Here is a 16,180-nt window from a genome sequence, read left to right as displayed (position 1 = left end):
CCTGGTGTGTCGGCGCCCTGAGCAACGTCAATCCTGCGAGGAGTTTCACATGAGCAACGTTCCTTACAAACGTCTGAACAAAGATGATGCAGTTGTATTGCTGGTCGACCATCAGACTGGCCTGATCTCGTTGGTGCAGGATTTCTCGCCCAACGAATTCAAGAACAACGTGTTGGCCTTGGGCGACGTGGCCAAGTTCTTCAACTTGCCGACCATCCTGACCACCAGCTTCGACAGCGGCCCGAACGGCCCAATCGTGCCGGAGCTCAAAGAGCAGTTCCCGGACGCGCCGTTCATTGCGCGTCCAGGTCAGATCAACGCTTGGGACAACGAAGATTTCGTCAAAGCCGTCAAGGCTACTGGCCGTAAGCAGCTAATCATCGCCGGCGTGGTGACTGATGTGTGTGTGACGTTCCCGACCCTGTCGGCGCTGGCTGAAGGCTTTGAAGTGTTCGTGGTGACCGACGCTTCCGGCACCTTCAACACCACCGTGCAACAAGCCTCCTGGGCGCGCATGTCGGCCGCCGGTGCGCAGCTGTTGAACTGGTTCTCTGTCGCCTGCGAGTTGCAAGGCGACTGGCGCAACGACATGGAAGGCCTGGCCAACCTGCTGTCGCAGCGCATCCCGAACTACCGCAACCTGATCAACAGCTACACGAAGTTCACTGCGAAGTAAGAGGAACGGCTGCCGGTTTCGGTCGGCAGCTTTAAAAGATCGCAGCCTGCGGCAACTCCGACGGGGATTTGAGTGCACCTGATCATTTCGGGTACACGCAACCCTATAGGCTGCCGCAGGCTGCGATCTTTTGATCTTTTGATCTTTTGATCTTTTGATCTTTTGATCTTTAGATTTGGGGAGCCGGGAACGGCAAAAACGGCTATAAAGCGCTTGACCGTCAACCAGGGCGCGACAATGAACCCGTTCGAGGATATGCGTATTTTTTGCCAGGTCATGGACTCTGGCAGCTTCACTGCGGCAGCCGATCAATTAGGGTTGTCCAAGCAGTTCGTCAGCCGCCGCCTGATGCAACTGGAAGAGCGCCTCGGCGTGCGCCTGCTCAACCGTTCGACCCGGCGGTTGGACGTCACGCCGCTGGGGCAGAGTTATTACGAATCGGCCCTGCGCCTGCTCAGCGAAGTCGAGCAAGTGGAGCAGGGCATCGCCGGCCAGACCACTGAACCTCGTGGCACCATTCGCTTGAGCGCGCCGCTGTCATTTGCGGTCGCCCATTTGGGCAGTCTGCTGCCGGTATTTTTACAGCGTTATCGCGAGGTCACCGTGGAGGTCGACCTGAGCGATCGGCCAGTGGACTTGCTCGGCGAGGGCTACGATCTGGCATTGCGCATCGGGGTGCTGGAAGACTCGACACTGATCGCCCGACGCCTCGCCTCCATCGAGCGGGTGTACTGCGCCAGTCCGGCCTATCTGGCCGAGCGCGGCACGCCGCTCAAACCCGAGGATTTGCACACCCACGATTGCCTGCCTTACGGCCACGGTCGGCAGGTGCAATGGCGTTTCGAGGGGCGGGGCAAGCCGCTGAACGTCAATGTCACTGGGCGGATGCGGGTCAACAATGGTGAGTTGCTCAAGGACGCGGCCATCGCCGGCATGGGAATCACCTACCTGCCGACCTTCATCGTCGGTTCGGCCCTGGAGGACGGCCAACTTGTGCCGGTGCTGGATGATTTGCGCCCCGGGCCGCTGACCTTGTCGGCCGTCTACCCGCAACATCGCCAGAGTTCGCGACCGGTGCAGGCGTTGATCGAGTTCTTGCGTGAGCGGTTGAATCAGCGCGAAGAGGGTTCGCCCCACAGGTGATTACAAGATCGCAACAAAGCTCGAATGGCGATTTTCCTGATGCTGATCCAGACTCTTGCCGGCCAATCAAAGGCCCGAATTCTGGAGCGTGCAATGGAAATGCCGACAAAAGAAAAAGTCATCGCCAGCAATCGCGATGCGTGGAATGACTCCGCCCAACACCACAAAGATACCCCTGAGTGGCAGGCCTGTTTGAGTGCCGTGAGCGATGGCGATTTTTCCTGCCTGGATGACACCCTCACCGGGTTGCTCCAACAGGTCGGCGTCGATGGCAAGGATGTGGTGCAACTGGGCTGCAACAACGGACGCGAAAGTCTTTCGCTGTTTGCGCTGGGTGCCCGTTGTGTCGTGGGCATTGACCAGTCGGAGGCCTTTCTCGATCAGGCCCGGGAGCTGGCATCCCGTTCGCCCCGTGAGCCCGAATTCATCGAGGCTGATATCCATCACCTGCCGACTGATCTTCATCAGCGCTTTGACGTGGCACTGATTACCATCGGTGTATTGAACTGGATGCCGGACATCGCCGAGTTCTTGCGCCATGCCGCGCAAACCCTCAAGCCCGGCGGCAGCCTGGTGGTATACGAAACCCACCCGTTCCTGGAGATGTTCGACCCCGAGTCAGCCGATCCCTATCGCCCGGACAGCTCGTATTTTTGCAGCGAACCTTTCGTCCAGAATCAGCCGATCGTCTACGAAGGCAAAGTCGAACAGCAGGCCTCAGCGTCCTACTGGTTCGTCCACACCCTGGGCGCCATCCTCACCGGTGCCGTTGAGGCGGGGTTGCAGATCAGCCACTTCAAGGAATACCCGCATTCCAACCGCGAAGAACTCTACGATCGGTATCAGCAGCAAAAGGCGCAGTTGCCATTGTGTTACACGTTGGTGGCGGTGAAGCGCTGAGTGTCAGACCTGAGGAATGAGTTGCACTGACTGCCGCCATCGCGGGCAAGCCCGCTCCCACAGTGATCGCTGTCGTTCACAAATCCTTTGGTCAAAGCAGATACCTGTGGGAGCGGGCTTGCCCGCGATGGCGGCGACACGGTCTGCAGTCAAGCAACAACCATCGCTCCCACTGGCCAATCACGCCTGCGCCGCAGTCGTCGTCGGCTGCGCGGGTTTGCGCAGTTCAGCCAGCCGCGAGCCGCTGTAACAGGTTTCGCGGAAGAAGCGAAAGCGGCCGAACAGGTCGTAGATGTGGGTGATGCGCCCTTGCTCCTGGTAGTCCATGCGCAGGTGCATTTTCATGGCCTGGATGTTGCGGACATCGCAGACGTCCATGACCTTGTTGCAGCCTTGGTCCCGCATCGCACCCCAGATATTGTACTGGGCATCCACCGACAGGCTGGAGCCGAAGTAGAGAGGGATCATTTCACCGCCGAACTGGAAAAACTCACCGGGTTTGACCCGGAACCAGCAGCCGTAATAGTGCTGGTCAAAGTAGTCACTGAGGCTGCCCCAGATGAATCCGATCGCATCACCTGCCTCGTCCACATACATGTGCCCGGTGTGACCTTCGGAGGCGATTTGGGCCATGGCCTTGACGCGGTTACCGTAATACTTGGTGAAAGCGATGGCGTTCTCCTGAGTAATCGTCACCCGCTTTAAACCCGTATAGGGCCGCAGTTTGTGCGGCGCCACCGGGGTGACCAGATCGCGCCCCAGCCACAACAGTTCTCGGTGGAAGTACACATAGCGCTTCCAGAGCGACTGGAGCGTGTGGAGCAGGCCTTTTTGTTTGATACGTTCGCGAAGCTTGTCGATGGCGCTCATGAAGTCCTCCGAGGCTGAAGCCAGGGTTGGTTGAGTAACGTTTTTTCAATGGCGATAAATCAAGGTTGCTACGTTTGTAGATCAGTCGAGTACTGGGGGGCCTCTTCGCACGTTTTTGGCACAACGGCATAGGACACTCTCGGAATGCCCGGAAGACGCATCTCCAATATGTGAGCCAAAGACTCTCCGGGGTTTAAATAGATGTCGCCAAAATCGGCGCCGATGTGGGTCGGGTGGACGACGATTTCCAGCAGGCCGTTGATCGGCATCGCCACGTTGCGCAGGTCCACCGGGGTGCAGACGTACTCGGCGGTCGCTCCGGCCAAACGGTTCAATCGATAATTGAGCAAGGTCTTGAACACGCGCTTGGGCACACTCAAGTTATTCCCCAGATGGCGCGCCAGTCGCACGGGCACCCCTTGGTAGGCGGCAAAGCGCGCGACGATTTCGCCGATAGGCCAGATGTTATGCACGTGTTGATGGGAATCGATGTGACTGGGGCGCATGCCGTTATCCAGGCAGCGTTGCCATTGCGCTTCGAGTTCCTCCAGCACTGCATTACGATCGTGGCGGTTCAGCCAGAGGCTGTGGCGAGGCAGGCTGAGGTCGAACAGGCCCTGGCTGTCACAGAACGTCGAACGCGCGAGAATTGACGGGCTTAACGGTCGGCCGTAAGTGAGGTTGAAGTGCAAGCCGATTCGCCCCTTGAGCAACGGCTCCTGGGCCAGGACGCAGGCTTGCTCAAAAGCCGGCATATTGGCCATGGCGGTGGCGGAGCTGATGACGCCGGCCTTGAACGCGCCCAGGATCACCGTGTTTTCGCTCAGGCTTAGGCCGAAATCGTCAGCGTTGACTATGACTTGGCGAGGCATGTTTACCTTCTATTGTTTTTTCAATGGACGCAGGGCCTTTGTCGGCGGGCGCAGGGGCGGGTGCGGTTATAGGCGTGGAAGCAGGGACTACCGGCGCGGCTGCACGCCAGGCCTGCCACTTTTTCAACCAGGGTTTTAGTCGGTGCCAGAGTCGCATGGCCAGCCCCAGAGCGAGGCCGCTGGGACGCCAGGAGTAGAAGCTCCAGCGCCAGTGCTCCAGTTGCCCGGTCATGCGTTCCTGGAGTTGATGGCTGGAGTTCATCAGGCTGACCCGCGATGCGTCGATCCAGTGCCAATTGTCGTCCAGACCCCAGCGAATCCACTCTTCGAGCAACACCCGACCGCTGCCCAGATCGGCGTATTTTGGCAGGAACGCCAGGTTGTAGTCGTACAGCCGGCCCTGTTCCAGCAAACCGAGCCGGTAGCTGATGCAGCGTCCGTCCACTTCCAGCATCACCACCCGCAGCAGTCCCTGTTCGGCGAGGGCGGTGAAGGCCAGGTTGATCCATTGTCGGCTGCGGTTGCTGGTGAAAATCCCGACGCCTTCGACGCCTTTCCAGCTGTGGGCTTCGACTTCGCTGAGGGCCTGCAATAAAGGACCGATGGTGGCCGCGTCAGGGTTGACGCGTCGGACCTGGGCGCCATAAGCCAACATGCGCTTACGCGCCCGGCGCAGTTTGTAGCGTGGGTCGCCGGAGACCTCCTGGTGGTCGGCCTCGTTGATCAAATGCACCGGCACCCGGCAACTGAGGCGACGCTCGCCGGTCGAGCTGTGGGCCATCCATGTAGTCAGCGCGCTTTCTTCGCCGATGGGCTCGGACAATTCATTGAGTTGCAGCATCGCATGGGGCACGCGACGGCGGATGATCACCAGTGCCTTGCGCATGCTGTCGGCATCGAGGCAGGTGAGCAGGGCCAGGCGATCGGTGAGGGGATAACCGAGGTGACGCAGGACCCGAAATGGCAGCTTTCCAAAGCGCTCCACAGACACCACCAGCGGCAGGCAAAGGGCCAATTCATCACCTTGCCAGCCCAGCAGAACGTGCAAACATTCCCCGGCGGTCAGTGCCTGTTCCGACGCGCACAGCCAGGCCAGGGTGTTGAACGGCGTGTGATCGGGCACGCGCAGGCGCAACCCCTCATAGGCTGCTGCCGGAAAGTCCGGGGCGCACAACGACGTGCGCCATTCGAATCGTGCCACCATAACTTCAGGCCACCGCCTCAGGAACAGGTGAATGGGACGGTTTACGTAGCGCATCCAGGCGAGAACCGTTGTGACGAATCTTTCGGATGGCGGCCAGTTCCGCCATGGTGTTGACGAGGTCGGCGTTCATGAGGCGCTCCAGCTCAAGGCGAACAAGGTTTCGCCCGGCAGGTCGAAGCTGACGCGACCGTCGTGACAGTTGAATTGAGCGCTACGACTGCGGCTGTCGGCACCGAAGTACTCCAACGTGCCCTTGGCCAGCGGGCACGTCGCCCCGGTCAGATCGACACGCTGCGAGCGCACCCCCTTGTTGACCCCCAGTAAACTTCTCTGGCGTTCGGTGGCCATGGCCAGCACATCGACTTCGAAGGCGTCGTTGTCCAGGCGCATGACGTTTTTCAGCCAGTGCTGCTGGATGAATTGCTGGGCCAGGCCTACTGGCTTGAGTTCGAAACGATCGCCGCCCAGCACCCGCACCATGCCTTTGGGGTAAGTCGGCTCGTCGGCGGCCTGGAACCAGTTGAGCATGTCCAGCAACCCGTCCTGGGCCGAGTTGATGACCACCGAAGTCCACCACAGGGAAGCAAAATGGGTTTCCTGATCGTAGGGGCTCAGGCTTGAGCCGCTGGACAGATTGGTCTGATCCAGCAGCAAGGCTTTGCGTGGCCGGCCCTTGGCATCGAGGCCTACCAGCTCGGCGGCACGGCGCACGCTGTCGCGGTAGACCCGAGTCGCCAGCAGGTCGCGAATCATCCATTCGTGCCAGGCGAGGGCGTCGATCTGCTCGCCGGATTCGGCCAGCAGACGCCGCGCCCAATCGATGCCGCGCTTGTCGGCGGCATTGTCGGCGAATGGGCCGTTGACGAAGCGCGAAGTGGCGGGCATGGCGATGCGCACACCGGCCTTGGCGTTGGCCGGATCGCTGCGCACTTGCCGGGCCATGCTGTTGAAGATCGCCTGGTAGTCGGCGTAGCTCGGGTAATTGAGGTTCGGCTCGTCGGCAAACGCGATGTAGTGCGTACCGGTGCCGCCGAGGGCGCGAGTGGCGGCGAGCCAGGCGTCAAGGCCGGCGTTGCTTTGGGTGTCGGCCCGCAGATCGGCCTGACGCTGGCTGCCGGCCAACAGCGTGAGGTCTTGCGTGATGCCGAAACGGTTCCGATAGAGCTGGCGGAACGCATCTTCGTGGTGCGGATTTTGCGCGGTGACGTCAACGAAACTGTAATAGGTACCCGCTTGAGGCTTGAGGGCGTCGAGCGCTGCGAAACTGGATTGAGGGGGCAACACGTAGGGCAAGTAAATGCCCAGGTTCGGGGTGGGGCCGAGCAGCTCTTTGTGCAGGGTCAAGCGGGTCTGACCATCGTCCTCGCGCAGCGGTCTGAGTTGCTGCGGGTTCTGGGCAAACAGGTTCGCTGTGCCATCGAGCCAGAATGCGACCTTGCCGCTGCCTTGCAGGCGCAGGCGCCAAACCTGTTCGTCCTGAGTAACAGGCAGTTCAAGTTGATCGAACTGCCAATAGGCGCGATAGGGTTTCAGCGCCAGGGACAGCTGTTTGTTGTCGCTCACACGTTGGGCCTGCAGGGCGTTGATCCCACCGTGAAACTTGCCGGCCAGTACAGCGTGTTCCCCCGGCGCGACCTTGAAATACAGCTCATCGCCGCCACGGGTTTCGGCGCTGAAATGCACCTTGGCCGGGGCGAACAACGCCACGGTGTGTTCGTCGTGTTCGATCGTGTAGCGGCGGAAACTGTAGCCCGGAATTTCCAGTCGATAACTGGCGGCACTCGGTGCCAGCGGCCAGCTCTGTTTGCCTCGGGTTTCACTGGCGGCGATCAGTCGCTCGCCCTTGAGGTTGCCGTTGCCATCGAGCAGGTACAGGTGTTCTTCGTTGGCATCGGCTTGCCAGGCAGGGACCCAGCGAACAGTCAACGTGTCGGGACGATCCGTTTGCAGGTACAGGCTGCCGTCGCGAATATCAGCCCAGCGCATGGGCGCCGCCTGGGCGCTCAAACCGAGGCCCAGGCTCAACAGCAGCATCAGGCGTTTCATGCCGATTTCCGTTGCAGCATCTGCAGCATCGGGGCCACATCGCTGGGCAAAATGATCAGGGTTTGCCAGACCGGTACGCCGCTCAACCGGCAATACATCACCAGCAGCGCGAGGGTTACCGCCAGGTAGGCGATGGACGATGCCGTCGCGGCGCCGACGATGCCGTAAATCGGGATCAGCAACAGGTTCAGGGCCAGGTTCAGCAACGCGCCGAGGCCCATCAACAGCGAAATCGTGCCGGGGCGATTTTTGCCCAGCAAGTCCAGGCGCAGGATGCTCGCATAGCAAAGGCCGAGCAGCCCCGGCAGCAGTGCCAGCAACGCTGGGTAGGCCGGCTGATAGGCAATGCCGAACAGTGTGACGATCAGCCATTCACCGATCACCGCCATGGTCAGGCAGGCGCCGAGCATCACTGTGGCGGTCAGGCGCAGGGCCAACGGGGTCAGGCGATCCATGCCTTCGTCCTGTTGCAGCAGGCGTTTCATCAGCGGCGTGGTCACCGCTTCCGGGACGATCAGCAGCAACTCGGCGGCGGCGCTGGCCATGGCGTAATGCCCCAACGCCGTGCTGCCGAGCAGAGCGCCGATGAACAGGAAATCGGAGCGCAGAATCACTTGCTGGAACAGCAGGTCCGGATGGCTGCGAGCGCTGTAGCGCAGCAGTTCATTCTGGCTGGCGCGGTCCCATTGCAACGCCAGGGGTTGAGCGCGCTTGAGCCAGAACCACCCGGCCAGCACCACCAGGCTGAGACCGGCCAGCCAACTGATCAGAGCCGCTTCCAGCGCCGCGTCTTTCCACATCCAGAACAAGGCCAGGAACAGCAGCAGTGGCGCCAGGGATTCCACCAGCCGCAGGGCATTGAACGCGACCACACCGCCCGACGCATTGTGCAAGGTCAGCAGACCGCTCTTGAGCACGGTCAGCGGCACCGCCAGCAGCAACAGCCAGGCGAGTAATCCCAGTTGCGTGGTGATGTCGAGTTCGCCGCCGAATTCGCGCACCAGCGCCACCACCAGCAACGTCAGCAAACCCGCCAGCAGGCAACCAAACACCAGCACCTGGCTCAGCAACAATCCCATGGGTCGTTGATTGGCCGCCTGATACCCCACCGCCGAATTCAGCCCGCCGCTGGTGGCGGCGCTGATCAAATCGGGCAGGGTACTGAGCAACGCAAACAGACCTCGCTCGCTGGGCCCCAGAATCCGCGCCAGCAATACGTTGCGCAGCAGCCGCAGGCCGATCATCGCCAGTTTGGTGCCCATGCTCAGGGCCAGGTGTTTGAGGTAATGACTGCGACTCATGGCCTGGCTCCGCGGTAGATGCGCCAGGACAGCAACTCCGGGTTGCGCGCCGTGCGTTGGCTGATGCCGATTCGCGGCAAGGCCAATGGATCGCTGATACCACGATAAATTCCGGGGATGGTGCCCAGGGCAAACGGGAAATCGTGGTCGGCCACGTGTTCGCGCACCCGCGCATCGTGGTTGCCATTGGGGTAGCAGTAGACCGGCAGCGGTCGGTTGCAACCGTTGTGCAGGGCGTTGCGGCTGCGACTGATTTCCTCGTCCAGACGTTGATCGTCAAGGCCGGTGAAGATCGCGTGGCTGGCGCCGTGGGGGCCGAAGCGGATCAACCCGCTGGCTTCCAGCGCGCGTACTTGATGCCAGTCCAGCGCCTGGGGCAACGACTCCTCCGGGCATTGATCGGTGAGCCGGTCCAGTTCACCCGGGGGCAGGTCTTTCAAGCTTTGCAGAAAATGCAAAAGCGCCAGGCTACGGCGCTGCACATCCAGATCATCGAGCAGCACCGGTAGCGGTCGTCCAAGCTGTTGCAGGCATTCAATCAAATGCGTCCGGGCTTTTTCACCGTGGCTGTGCCACAGGGTTTCCCCCAGGCTTTCCCACCAGAAGCGTTGCCGGCTGCCAATGAAATCGGTGGAAAGAAAAATGCTCGCCGGCACCTGAAACTTTTTCAGCAACGGGAAGGCATTCAGCGCGTTGTCGCGCCAGCCGTCGTCGAAGGTCAGCGCTACTTTTGGCCGCTCGGTTCTGATGGCGCCGGGTTGCAAGATCTCCATCAGCGGCACGCATTCGAAGTTTTTTTTCAACCAGGCGAGCAGATGTTCGAATGCCTTCGGCCCGACGCACAGCTCATTGCGATGGGGCAGGTCGGCGGCGCGGTCATTGGCAAGCACCCGGTGCAGCATCAGGATCACCCCGGCACCGTGCAATTGGTGACGGCCTACGGGCGAGTTGAGATAAAGCCAGCCACTGGTGCGTTTTAATAATTGTTTGATCGCCATGGCGCGGTCCTTTCAACGATTTTGCTCGGGGTTCCATTGCGCGTACCGCTGGCCGCGCAAGAACTGCCACAGACCGATACTCATCCCGGCGAGGGTCACCAGAACGAACGCGGCGAGGCGAAAGGGTTTGGGCAAACGATGTTGCACATCCAGCAGGCCGACGATGGCCATCGCGTAACCGAGCAGTTGCGCGATCAGGCTCAGGCGATAGAAGCCATGTACATTCCACAGCCAGAAATTGCTCAGCAGCAACGGCACCAACAGGATCGGTGCCAGGCGTCGAATCAGCTTGTGGCTGATCAGTGCAATCGCGTACAGGCCATACCGCCAAGGGTTCAGCATCTCCCGGCGCTGGGCCAGGCTTTGCAGGCCGCCGACGGTGACGCGCTGGCGCCGACGCCATTGCTTGGCGATTTCGTCGACGCCCTGGTCGCTCACTTGTGCTTGGGGCACATAGACGATGCGTTTGAACGCCACCGGCGCGCAGGTGCTGATAAAGAAGTCGTCGTTGACCTCCGCCGGCACGTGCTGGAACAACTCACGGCGCAGGGCGAGCAGGGCGCCGTCGGCGGAGACCATGCAGCCGGTGCGATTTTCCATCTTGCGCAACCAGCCTTCGTAATGCCGATAAAGGCTGTCGCCCAGGCTCAGGCCCTTGCCCGGCACCGGAATCAGCATGTGCCCGGCACAGGCTCCGACCTCTGGGTCGGCCAGGGGCGCGAGCAACTGGCCAAGGGTGTCGGTCGACCATTGGTTGTCGGCATCGGTGAACACCAGAATCTCGCCGGTGCTCTGGGCTACGCCAGCATTCAAGGTGGCGGCCTTGCCCTGACGGGGCAGGTCGAGCACGCTGATGCGCGGGTCGACGACCTTGTGGGCGCAGGCCACGGTGTCGTCCGTGGAGCCATCGCTGGCCAGAATGATCTGTAGCGAGCGCGCCTGATAATCCTGGGTGAGCAGGGTGCGCAACTTCTCTTCGATATGCCGGGCCTCGTTGTGCGCGGCGATGATGATGCTGACGTTCATCGGTTGTGCTGGGGCATGACGCCGCACGCGGAACAACGGCGCGATCAGCGTCAGCAGCAGCGGGTAGCCGAGCCAGGCATACACCGGCAATAACAGGCACAACCAGAAAATGAATTCAGCCACGGGCCGGCCTCCTGGCATTCCAATGACACAGGCTCAAAATGAGCGCGGCACCGGCCAGGTGCAGACGCACCCAGTGCAGGCCCCACAGTTGCAGCATCAGGCCAATGTCACGGTGTTTCAGGCTGTGGCGCAGGCTCAGCACCAGCGCTGGCAGGCTGGTGATGAACACGATGAATAACGCCACTTGAGGGAAACCATTGAGCAGGGTGGATAAAGCAATAAAATCCAGCCCCCAGACGCCCATCGAAAAGGCCGGGAACCGCAACAAGCGCAGGCTCATCCCTTGGGTGCGCAGCAGTTGCAGGTGACTGCCCTGGCGCCACAACTCCTTGCCCATCCATTCATGCCAACTGCCTTCATAACCCCAATGCAAGGCGACGCTTTGGTTGACCGCGAGCAATCGTGCGCCGGCTTCACTCAGGCGCATAGTGAACGCCTTGTCTTCACCGGTGCGCAGGGTTTCGTCGAAGCCGCCGACCTTGTCGAACCAGGTACGGCGCATCAGCAGGTTGGCGCTGGGCAACCATTGCACCGGGTGCAAGGTGTGAGTGGTCGGGCGGGCCATGCGGCGTTGCCAGGCCGTGGCAAACCACGGCGCCTGGATAGGGGTGTGCAAGTCCAGGGCAAGGACATCGGCCTGACCGCCGGACTCCAGTTCGAACAAGAGCGTCAGCCAGTCCCCGGGCATTTCGATATCCGCATCGATGAAGCCCAGCCATTCGCCTGTCGCCATCGCCGCTCCGCGATTGCGCAGGGCGCCGATCAGCAGGCCGGGCAACACCAGCACCTGCGCACCGAACTGGCGAGCGATGTGCGGGCCCTGATCGTCGGAGCCGTTATCGACCACGATCAACTCGTATTCCAGCCCGGTGGCCTCGGCGGCTTTTTTCGCGGCGAGTAACGTCCGACCGATGTGTCGGGCTTCGTTGTACATCGGGATGACGAGGCTGATGCGGCTCATGCCCTGGCTTCCGTCGGCGGACGTTCTTCAGCCTTGAGACGCAGCACGAATGTCAGGGCGAGCATGATCCACAGGTATTTGTGATTCGGTGCGCTGAGGAACATCAAAAACAGCATCAGCGACAGATAGCTGATGCCCAGGTGCGTGAGCATGTCGGCCTGTTCCCAATCCCGTCGCAGTAACCAGGCATGACGGGCGCGGATCAGGTTGTACATCCCAAGGCCCAGCATGCCGACGAACAACAGCCCGGCGGGAATTCCCAGCTCACTGAAGATTTCCATGTACGTGTTGTGAGCGCGGCGGTACAGGTCGCCGGGCTTGCGGTTGGCGGAAAACACCTTGGCGTAACCGGAGGAGGCGTAGTGCAGCGGGAAGGTGCCGGGGCCGGAACCGAGCAACGGGTGCTCACGAACGATCTGGCTACCGACCACCAGATATGACGCGCGGCGGCCGAGGGATTCGTCCTGGCTTTTGGCGCCAGATTTCAACACGCTCAAGGACTGGATGCGCTTGACGTAACCGGCCGGCATCGAATAGATGGCCAGCGGGATCACGATCGCAAGGCCAAGCATGGCAAAACCCAGATGGCGTGGACGGATGCGTGGCAATTGTGCGCGGTAGTGCCAGGCGCCGATCATCAAGCTCACGAACAACACCACCAGCCCGGAACGGGAATCGGTTTTGGTCATGCCGCCCAGTAGCAAAATGCAGCAGCCGCCCCAGAACAATCGGTGCAGCAGGTTCGGGCCGCGGATCATCAGCAGCAGGCCCAACGGCACGGCGAAGGCAATCAGCAGGGCAAACGAGTTAGCGTCTTCCAGCAGCCCGGCGGCGCGGCCCTGATCCTGATACTTGGTGGAGAACATGGCCAGCGCGCAGGTCGCGCTGACGCTGAGGGTCACCAGCCGGGCGAACATCTCGAGGTTCAATTCACGGCCGATCAGCAAGGTGATCACAAACAGAACCAGGCCGACGCTCAGATCCCGCAGATGACTCTGGGACATGTCCAGGTTGTCGGTATTGATCATGCTCAACAGGTACAACACCATGAACCAGATCAGGTAACGCCAGATATTGCTGCGCAGGCGCTCGGACGGAATCTGGTGGATAGCCAGTTGTAACATCACGATCAGCGCCAGCGACGCACCGATGAATTTGGTGCCCGACAGTGCATCGCCCTTGAAGAAACCTTCGAAGGGCACCAGCGCCGCGATGCCCAACAAACCCCAGGCAGGTTTTCGGTACAGCACCGCGACAGCCACCAGGCCGAGCACCGCGCCTGGCGCCAGATACGGATAAGGACTGGCCAGCAAACCGAGGCAGACCAGGGCGAGCAGACTGACGATCGAGAGCGGAAAAATCACGCGCGTGCCTCCCGTGCAGTACGGATATAAAGCTGCGACCAGCGTTCGGCCAAGGCCTTCAGGTCGTAACGGTCCAATTGCGTACGTCTTGCGTTGTCGATCAGTTCGCGAGCCAGGGCCGGCTCACTCAGCAGCGTGTCGATCTGCCGGGCGAGGGCGACGCTGTCGGTGGGTGTCGCCAGCAGGCCGTTGTGCCGGTCCTCCAGCACATCGGGAATCCCGCCGACGCTGAACGCCACCACCGGCACTCCGGCCTGCATCGCCTCCAGCAAAATCATCGGCGTGCCCTCGGTGCGCGAGCTGATCACCAGCGCATCGAGTTGCTGCCACCACCGGTTCATGTCGGTCTGATAACCCGGCAAGGTGATGCGTTTGTGCAAGCCGGCAGCGGCAATCCGTGTCAGCAGGGTTTGCTGTTCCGGGCCGTCGCCGAGCATCACGGCGTCCAGTTGCGGGTGTTGCTGACAGAGCGGGATCAGGGCATCGAGAAACAGGTCCGGGCCTTTTTCATTGCTCAGCCGACCGACGTAACCCGCCAGCCAGCGCGAGTGCGTGGCGTTGTGGGGTAGCAGGCCGCTGGCCTTTGGCAAACCATTGGGAATCACTTGCAGTTTCTCCGTCCGGACACTGGCCTTGCGGTGCAGCACGGCGATGCTTTCGGCCACGCAAACCACGCGATGCACCGATGCCGTACGGCACAGTTGCAGGCTCAGCCAGCCGTAGACACGTTGCTTGCGACTGCGCGGGGTGAAACCGTGTTGGGTAATCACCAACGGCAAGCGCAATAACGTCGCGCTCACCCAGCCAAACAACAAACCTTTGAAATTGTGCGTGTTGATCAGCGGCTGTTCAGCTCGCCGCTGACGTAAATGACGCAGCAAAGCACTCAAACCCGTGAAGCTGCGACAGTCGATTCCGGCCCCGCGAAATCGCGCGATCAGCACTGGCGGCGCATCGAGAAACAGCACTTGGTGCTGCCCCGGCGTCGCCAGGCAATGGTCCAGCAGCATCCGCTCAGCCCCATAGAAGCCGCCACTGCTGATCAAATGCATGATCGGCAGAGCGCTGGCGCTGAGCGGCCCGTTCAATGGCGCACCCAATACACGAAGCTATCCACAGTCCAGTTTTTGTGCGGATTGTTCGGCATAACGTCTTGCTCGTTGATCACCAACAGCACCGGCAAGCCCAGTTCATGGGTGATTTGCGCTGGGTGTTTGAAGCGATGATCGAAGAACTCACGCATGTAGACGAAGGCAATCGCCAGCAGCAGACCGGTCAGCATCCCGAACGGAATGATCAGCAGCGGTTTTGGAAACGCCGCCTCGGTCGGTTCGTACGGCGGGCTGAGTACCCGGGCGTTGGACATATCGTTGTCCAGCAAACCGGCGGAGCTGCTTTCAGCAAAGCGTTGGGCGTAGGTGGAGAACGCCGCGTGCAAGGCATTGATCTCGGTGTCCATTTGCTGCAACTTGCTTTGAGCCACTTGCAACTGATGGATGCGGTCCTTGAAGTCGGCGATGCGCGCGGTTTTCTGCTTGATCACCGAGGTGACAATCGCCAGGTCGTTGGTACGCTCCTGAATCCGGTTGCTGACGATTTTCAGGAACTGCTGACGGGTGCGGGAAATCTGCTCGCGGGTCAACAGCATCGGTTCACTGCCCGGCTGGAACACCGCCAGGTCATTCATGTAGCGGCTGACCTGAGTGGTCAGTTGCTCACCGAGCTGCCTGATCTCGCGGTCCTCGAACGCAATGTTGTCCACCGTGGTGGTGAAGGTGAAGGGGAAGGTGTAATCGCTGAGCCGGGACGTGTTGGTGGCTGACGCCAGGGCGATTTTCAGGTAGTCGAGCCAGCGCTGGCTTTGCAGCAGGCGATCCTGATACAGGTTCAGGGCCTGTTCCTCGGTGTTGATCGCATTGAGGCGGAAGGTGATTTCTTCCTTCGGATCGGATGAAGCCACGCCTTCGAGCAACGCCAGTCGTGAGCCTTCAAGGCCATCGAGGCGCACCTGATATTGCTTCTTCTTGGTTTCGTAGAAGCTCTGCGGCAGGTCGATCGATTGCAGTTCCTGACGACTGGCCAGGTAGTTTTGCAGCAGCGCCGCTACAAACCGGGTGCCTTGGGCTGGATCGCCAAAGCTGTAGACAATGGAGATTACGTTGGAGCCCGGCAGGGTTTCGATTTTCAGGTTTTCGATGGCCTGCTGGGTGAAGACATCCAGGTCGGTATCCCGCACGGGGTCGGTCTCTAGCCCGAATGCATCGCGCACTGGATTGACCACGTATTCACGCAAGGGGGTGGCCACAAAACGTTTGATCGGTTCGGTCACCAGTGTGCTGAAGATCCCGGGGTTGGGTGCGTACTCGCCTTTGTCCCGCAGGTCGCTGATGGTCTGACGGATCAGGGCCGGCGAACGCAGGATATTGCTCTCGGTTTCCATGTCTGCCAGTGACGGCGGAATGAACGAGGCATCACCTTGGGTCAGGGATGTGGTGGCGTCTCCCTGGGAGAGTTTTTTGGACTGCACGATCACCTGCGCGGTGATGTCGAAGCTCTGTTTGAGCATCAGCGGCAAGAGCAGGGCGATTACTGCAAAGAGCAGGAAGACTCGTTTCACCAACTGCTTGTTGGCGAAGAAGATCCTGAAGAACTCATGCAGGTAGTTTTCCTTTGGGTTCATGGTCGGTCACCTGAGC

Annotated in this window: 15 protein-coding genes; 3 read left to right on the top strand and 12 right to left on the bottom strand. The window is 60.6% G+C overall.

Going from position 1 to position 16,180, the window contains the following annotated elements:
• Nucleotides 1-49 precede the first annotated feature (49 nt).
• From ycaC to AB3226_RS03380, 3 genes are all read left to right on the top strand, one after another.
• Nucleotides 50-676: an isochorismate family cysteine hydrolase YcaC gene (ycaC, locus tag AB3226_RS03390; protein ID WP_367372023.1), complete on the top strand. Its 627-nt coding sequence runs from the start codon at nucleotides 50-52 to the stop codon at nucleotides 674-676.
• Between the two features lie 237 nt (nucleotides 677-913).
• The gene (locus AB3226_RS03385; protein WP_367372022.1) at nucleotides 914-1,819 is read left to right on the top strand and encodes a LysR family transcriptional regulator; all 906 of its coding nucleotides are present in this window, start codon (nucleotides 914-916) and stop codon (nucleotides 1,817-1,819) included.
• A gap of 93 nt (nucleotides 1,820-1,912) precedes the next feature.
• On the top strand, nucleotides 1,913-2,719 hold the full coding sequence (locus tag AB3226_RS03380) for a class I SAM-dependent methyltransferase (protein WP_367372021.1): 807 nt from the start codon (nucleotides 1,913-1,915) through the stop codon (nucleotides 2,717-2,719).
• 180 nt (nucleotides 2,720-2,899) lie between these two features.
• On the opposite strand, the gene AB3226_RS03375 is transcribed toward AB3226_RS03380, so the two are convergent.
• From AB3226_RS03375 to AB3226_RS03320, 12 genes are all read right to left on the bottom strand, one after another.
• On the bottom strand, nucleotides 2,900-3,589 hold the full coding sequence (locus AB3226_RS03375) for an N-acetyltransferase (protein WP_367372020.1): 690 nt from the start codon (nucleotides 3,587-3,589) through the stop codon (nucleotides 2,900-2,902).
• 68 nt (nucleotides 3,590-3,657) lie between these two features.
• Entirely contained in the window at nucleotides 3,658-4,461 is an 804-nt protein-coding gene (locus tag AB3226_RS03370; RefSeq protein ID WP_367372019.1) for a ChbG/HpnK family deacetylase, read from the bottom strand.
• Entirely contained in the window at nucleotides 4,433-5,665 is a 1,233-nt protein-coding gene (locus tag AB3226_RS03365) for a GNAT family N-acetyltransferase (protein ID WP_367372018.1), read from the bottom strand. The genes AB3226_RS03370 and AB3226_RS03365 overlap by 29 nt, the downstream gene beginning before the upstream one ends.
• 4 nt (nucleotides 5,666-5,669) lie before the next feature.
• The gene (locus AB3226_RS03360) at nucleotides 5,670-5,795 is read right to left on the bottom strand and encodes a hypothetical protein (RefSeq protein WP_367372017.1); all 126 of its coding nucleotides are present in this window, start codon (nucleotides 5,793-5,795) and stop codon (nucleotides 5,670-5,672) included.
• Nucleotides 5,792-7,711, bottom strand: a complete 1,920-nt coding sequence (locus AB3226_RS03355) for a hypothetical protein (protein ID WP_367372016.1) — start codon at nucleotides 7,709-7,711, stop codon at nucleotides 5,792-5,794. Before AB3226_RS03355 ends, AB3226_RS03360 begins: the two co-directional genes overlap by 4 nt.
• Nucleotides 7,708-9,012, bottom strand: a complete 1,305-nt coding sequence (locus AB3226_RS03350) for a lipopolysaccharide biosynthesis protein (RefSeq protein WP_367372015.1) — start codon at nucleotides 9,010-9,012, stop codon at nucleotides 7,708-7,710. Before AB3226_RS03350 ends, AB3226_RS03355 begins: the two co-directional genes overlap by 4 nt.
• Nucleotides 9,009-10,010 (bottom strand): polysaccharide deacetylase family protein, encoded by a 1,002-nt coding sequence (locus AB3226_RS03345; protein ID WP_367372014.1) that lies wholly within the window; start codon nucleotides 10,008-10,010, stop codon nucleotides 9,009-9,011. Before AB3226_RS03345 ends, AB3226_RS03350 begins: the two co-directional genes overlap by 4 nt.
• Nucleotides 10,011-10,022: 12 nt before the next feature.
• The gene (locus tag AB3226_RS03340) at nucleotides 10,023-11,159 is read right to left on the bottom strand and encodes a glycosyltransferase family 2 protein (protein ID WP_367372013.1); all 1,137 of its coding nucleotides are present in this window, start codon (nucleotides 11,157-11,159) and stop codon (nucleotides 10,023-10,025) included.
• Nucleotides 11,152-12,120 (bottom strand): glycosyltransferase family 2 protein, encoded by a 969-nt coding sequence (locus AB3226_RS03335; RefSeq protein ID WP_367372012.1) that lies wholly within the window; start codon nucleotides 12,118-12,120, stop codon nucleotides 11,152-11,154. The genes AB3226_RS03340 and AB3226_RS03335 overlap by 8 nt, the downstream gene beginning before the upstream one ends.
• Entirely contained in the window at nucleotides 12,117-13,484 is a 1,368-nt protein-coding gene (locus tag AB3226_RS03330) for an O-antigen ligase family protein (RefSeq protein ID WP_367372011.1), read from the bottom strand. The genes AB3226_RS03335 and AB3226_RS03330 overlap by 4 nt, the downstream gene beginning before the upstream one ends.
• On the bottom strand, nucleotides 13,481-14,572 hold the full coding sequence (locus AB3226_RS03325) for a glycosyltransferase family 4 protein (RefSeq protein WP_367372010.1): 1,092 nt from the start codon (nucleotides 14,570-14,572) through the stop codon (nucleotides 13,481-13,483). Before AB3226_RS03325 ends, AB3226_RS03330 begins: the two co-directional genes overlap by 4 nt.
• Nucleotides 14,569-16,164, bottom strand: coding sequence for a GumC family protein (locus tag AB3226_RS03320; protein ID WP_367372009.1), 1,596 nt, complete (start codon nucleotides 16,162-16,164; stop codon nucleotides 14,569-14,571). Before AB3226_RS03320 ends, AB3226_RS03325 begins: the two co-directional genes overlap by 4 nt.
• Nucleotides 16,165-16,180: the final 16 nt, after the last annotated feature.

The organism is Pseudomonas lini (genome assembly GCF_964063345.1).
In the GTDB taxonomy this organism is placed as follows: Bacteria; Pseudomonadota; Gammaproteobacteria; order Pseudomonadales; family Pseudomonadaceae; genus Aquipseudomonas; species Aquipseudomonas lini_B.
Note: the sequence above shows the minus strand (reverse complement) of the source record. Positions and strands in the feature narration are given on the sequence as shown.

Coding starts and splice junctions, on each gene's coding strand:
- ycaC (WP_367372023.1), top strand. CDS start 50: ATGAGCAACGTTCCTTACAAACGTCTGAACAAAGATGATGCAGTTGTA.
- AB3226_RS03360 (WP_367372017.1), bottom strand. CDS start 5,795: ATGAACGCCGACCTCGTCAACACCATGGCGGAACTGGCCGCCATCCGA.
- AB3226_RS03385 (WP_367372022.1), top strand. CDS start 914: ATGAACCCGTTCGAGGATATGCGTATTTTTTGCCAGGTCATGGACTCT.
- AB3226_RS03370 (WP_367372019.1), bottom strand. CDS start 4,461: ATGCCTCGCCAAGTCATAGTCAACGCTGACGATTTCGGCCTAAGCCTG.
- AB3226_RS03355 (WP_367372016.1), bottom strand. CDS start 7,711: ATGAAACGCCTGATGCTGCTGTTGAGCCTGGGCCTCGGTTTGAGCGCC.
- AB3226_RS03350 (WP_367372015.1), bottom strand. CDS start 9,012: ATGAGTCGCAGTCATTACCTCAAACACCTGGCCCTGAGCATGGGCACC.
- AB3226_RS03380 (WP_367372021.1), top strand. CDS start 1,913: ATGGAAATGCCGACAAAAGAAAAAGTCATCGCCAGCAATCGCGATGCG.
- AB3226_RS03335 (WP_367372012.1), bottom strand. CDS start 12,120: ATGAGCCGCATCAGCCTCGTCATCCCGATGTACAACGAAGCCCGACAC.
- AB3226_RS03320 (WP_367372009.1), bottom strand. CDS start 16,164: ATGAACCCAAAGGAAAACTACCTGCATGAGTTCTTCAGGATCTTCTTC.
- AB3226_RS03375 (WP_367372020.1), bottom strand. CDS start 3,589: ATGAGCGCCATCGACAAGCTTCGCGAACGTATCAAACAAAAAGGCCTG.
- AB3226_RS03345 (WP_367372014.1), bottom strand. CDS start 10,010: ATGGCGATCAAACAATTATTAAAACGCACCAGTGGCTGGCTTTATCTC.
- AB3226_RS03365 (WP_367372018.1), bottom strand. CDS start 5,665: ATGGTGGCACGATTCGAATGGCGCACGTCGTTGTGCGCCCCGGACTTT.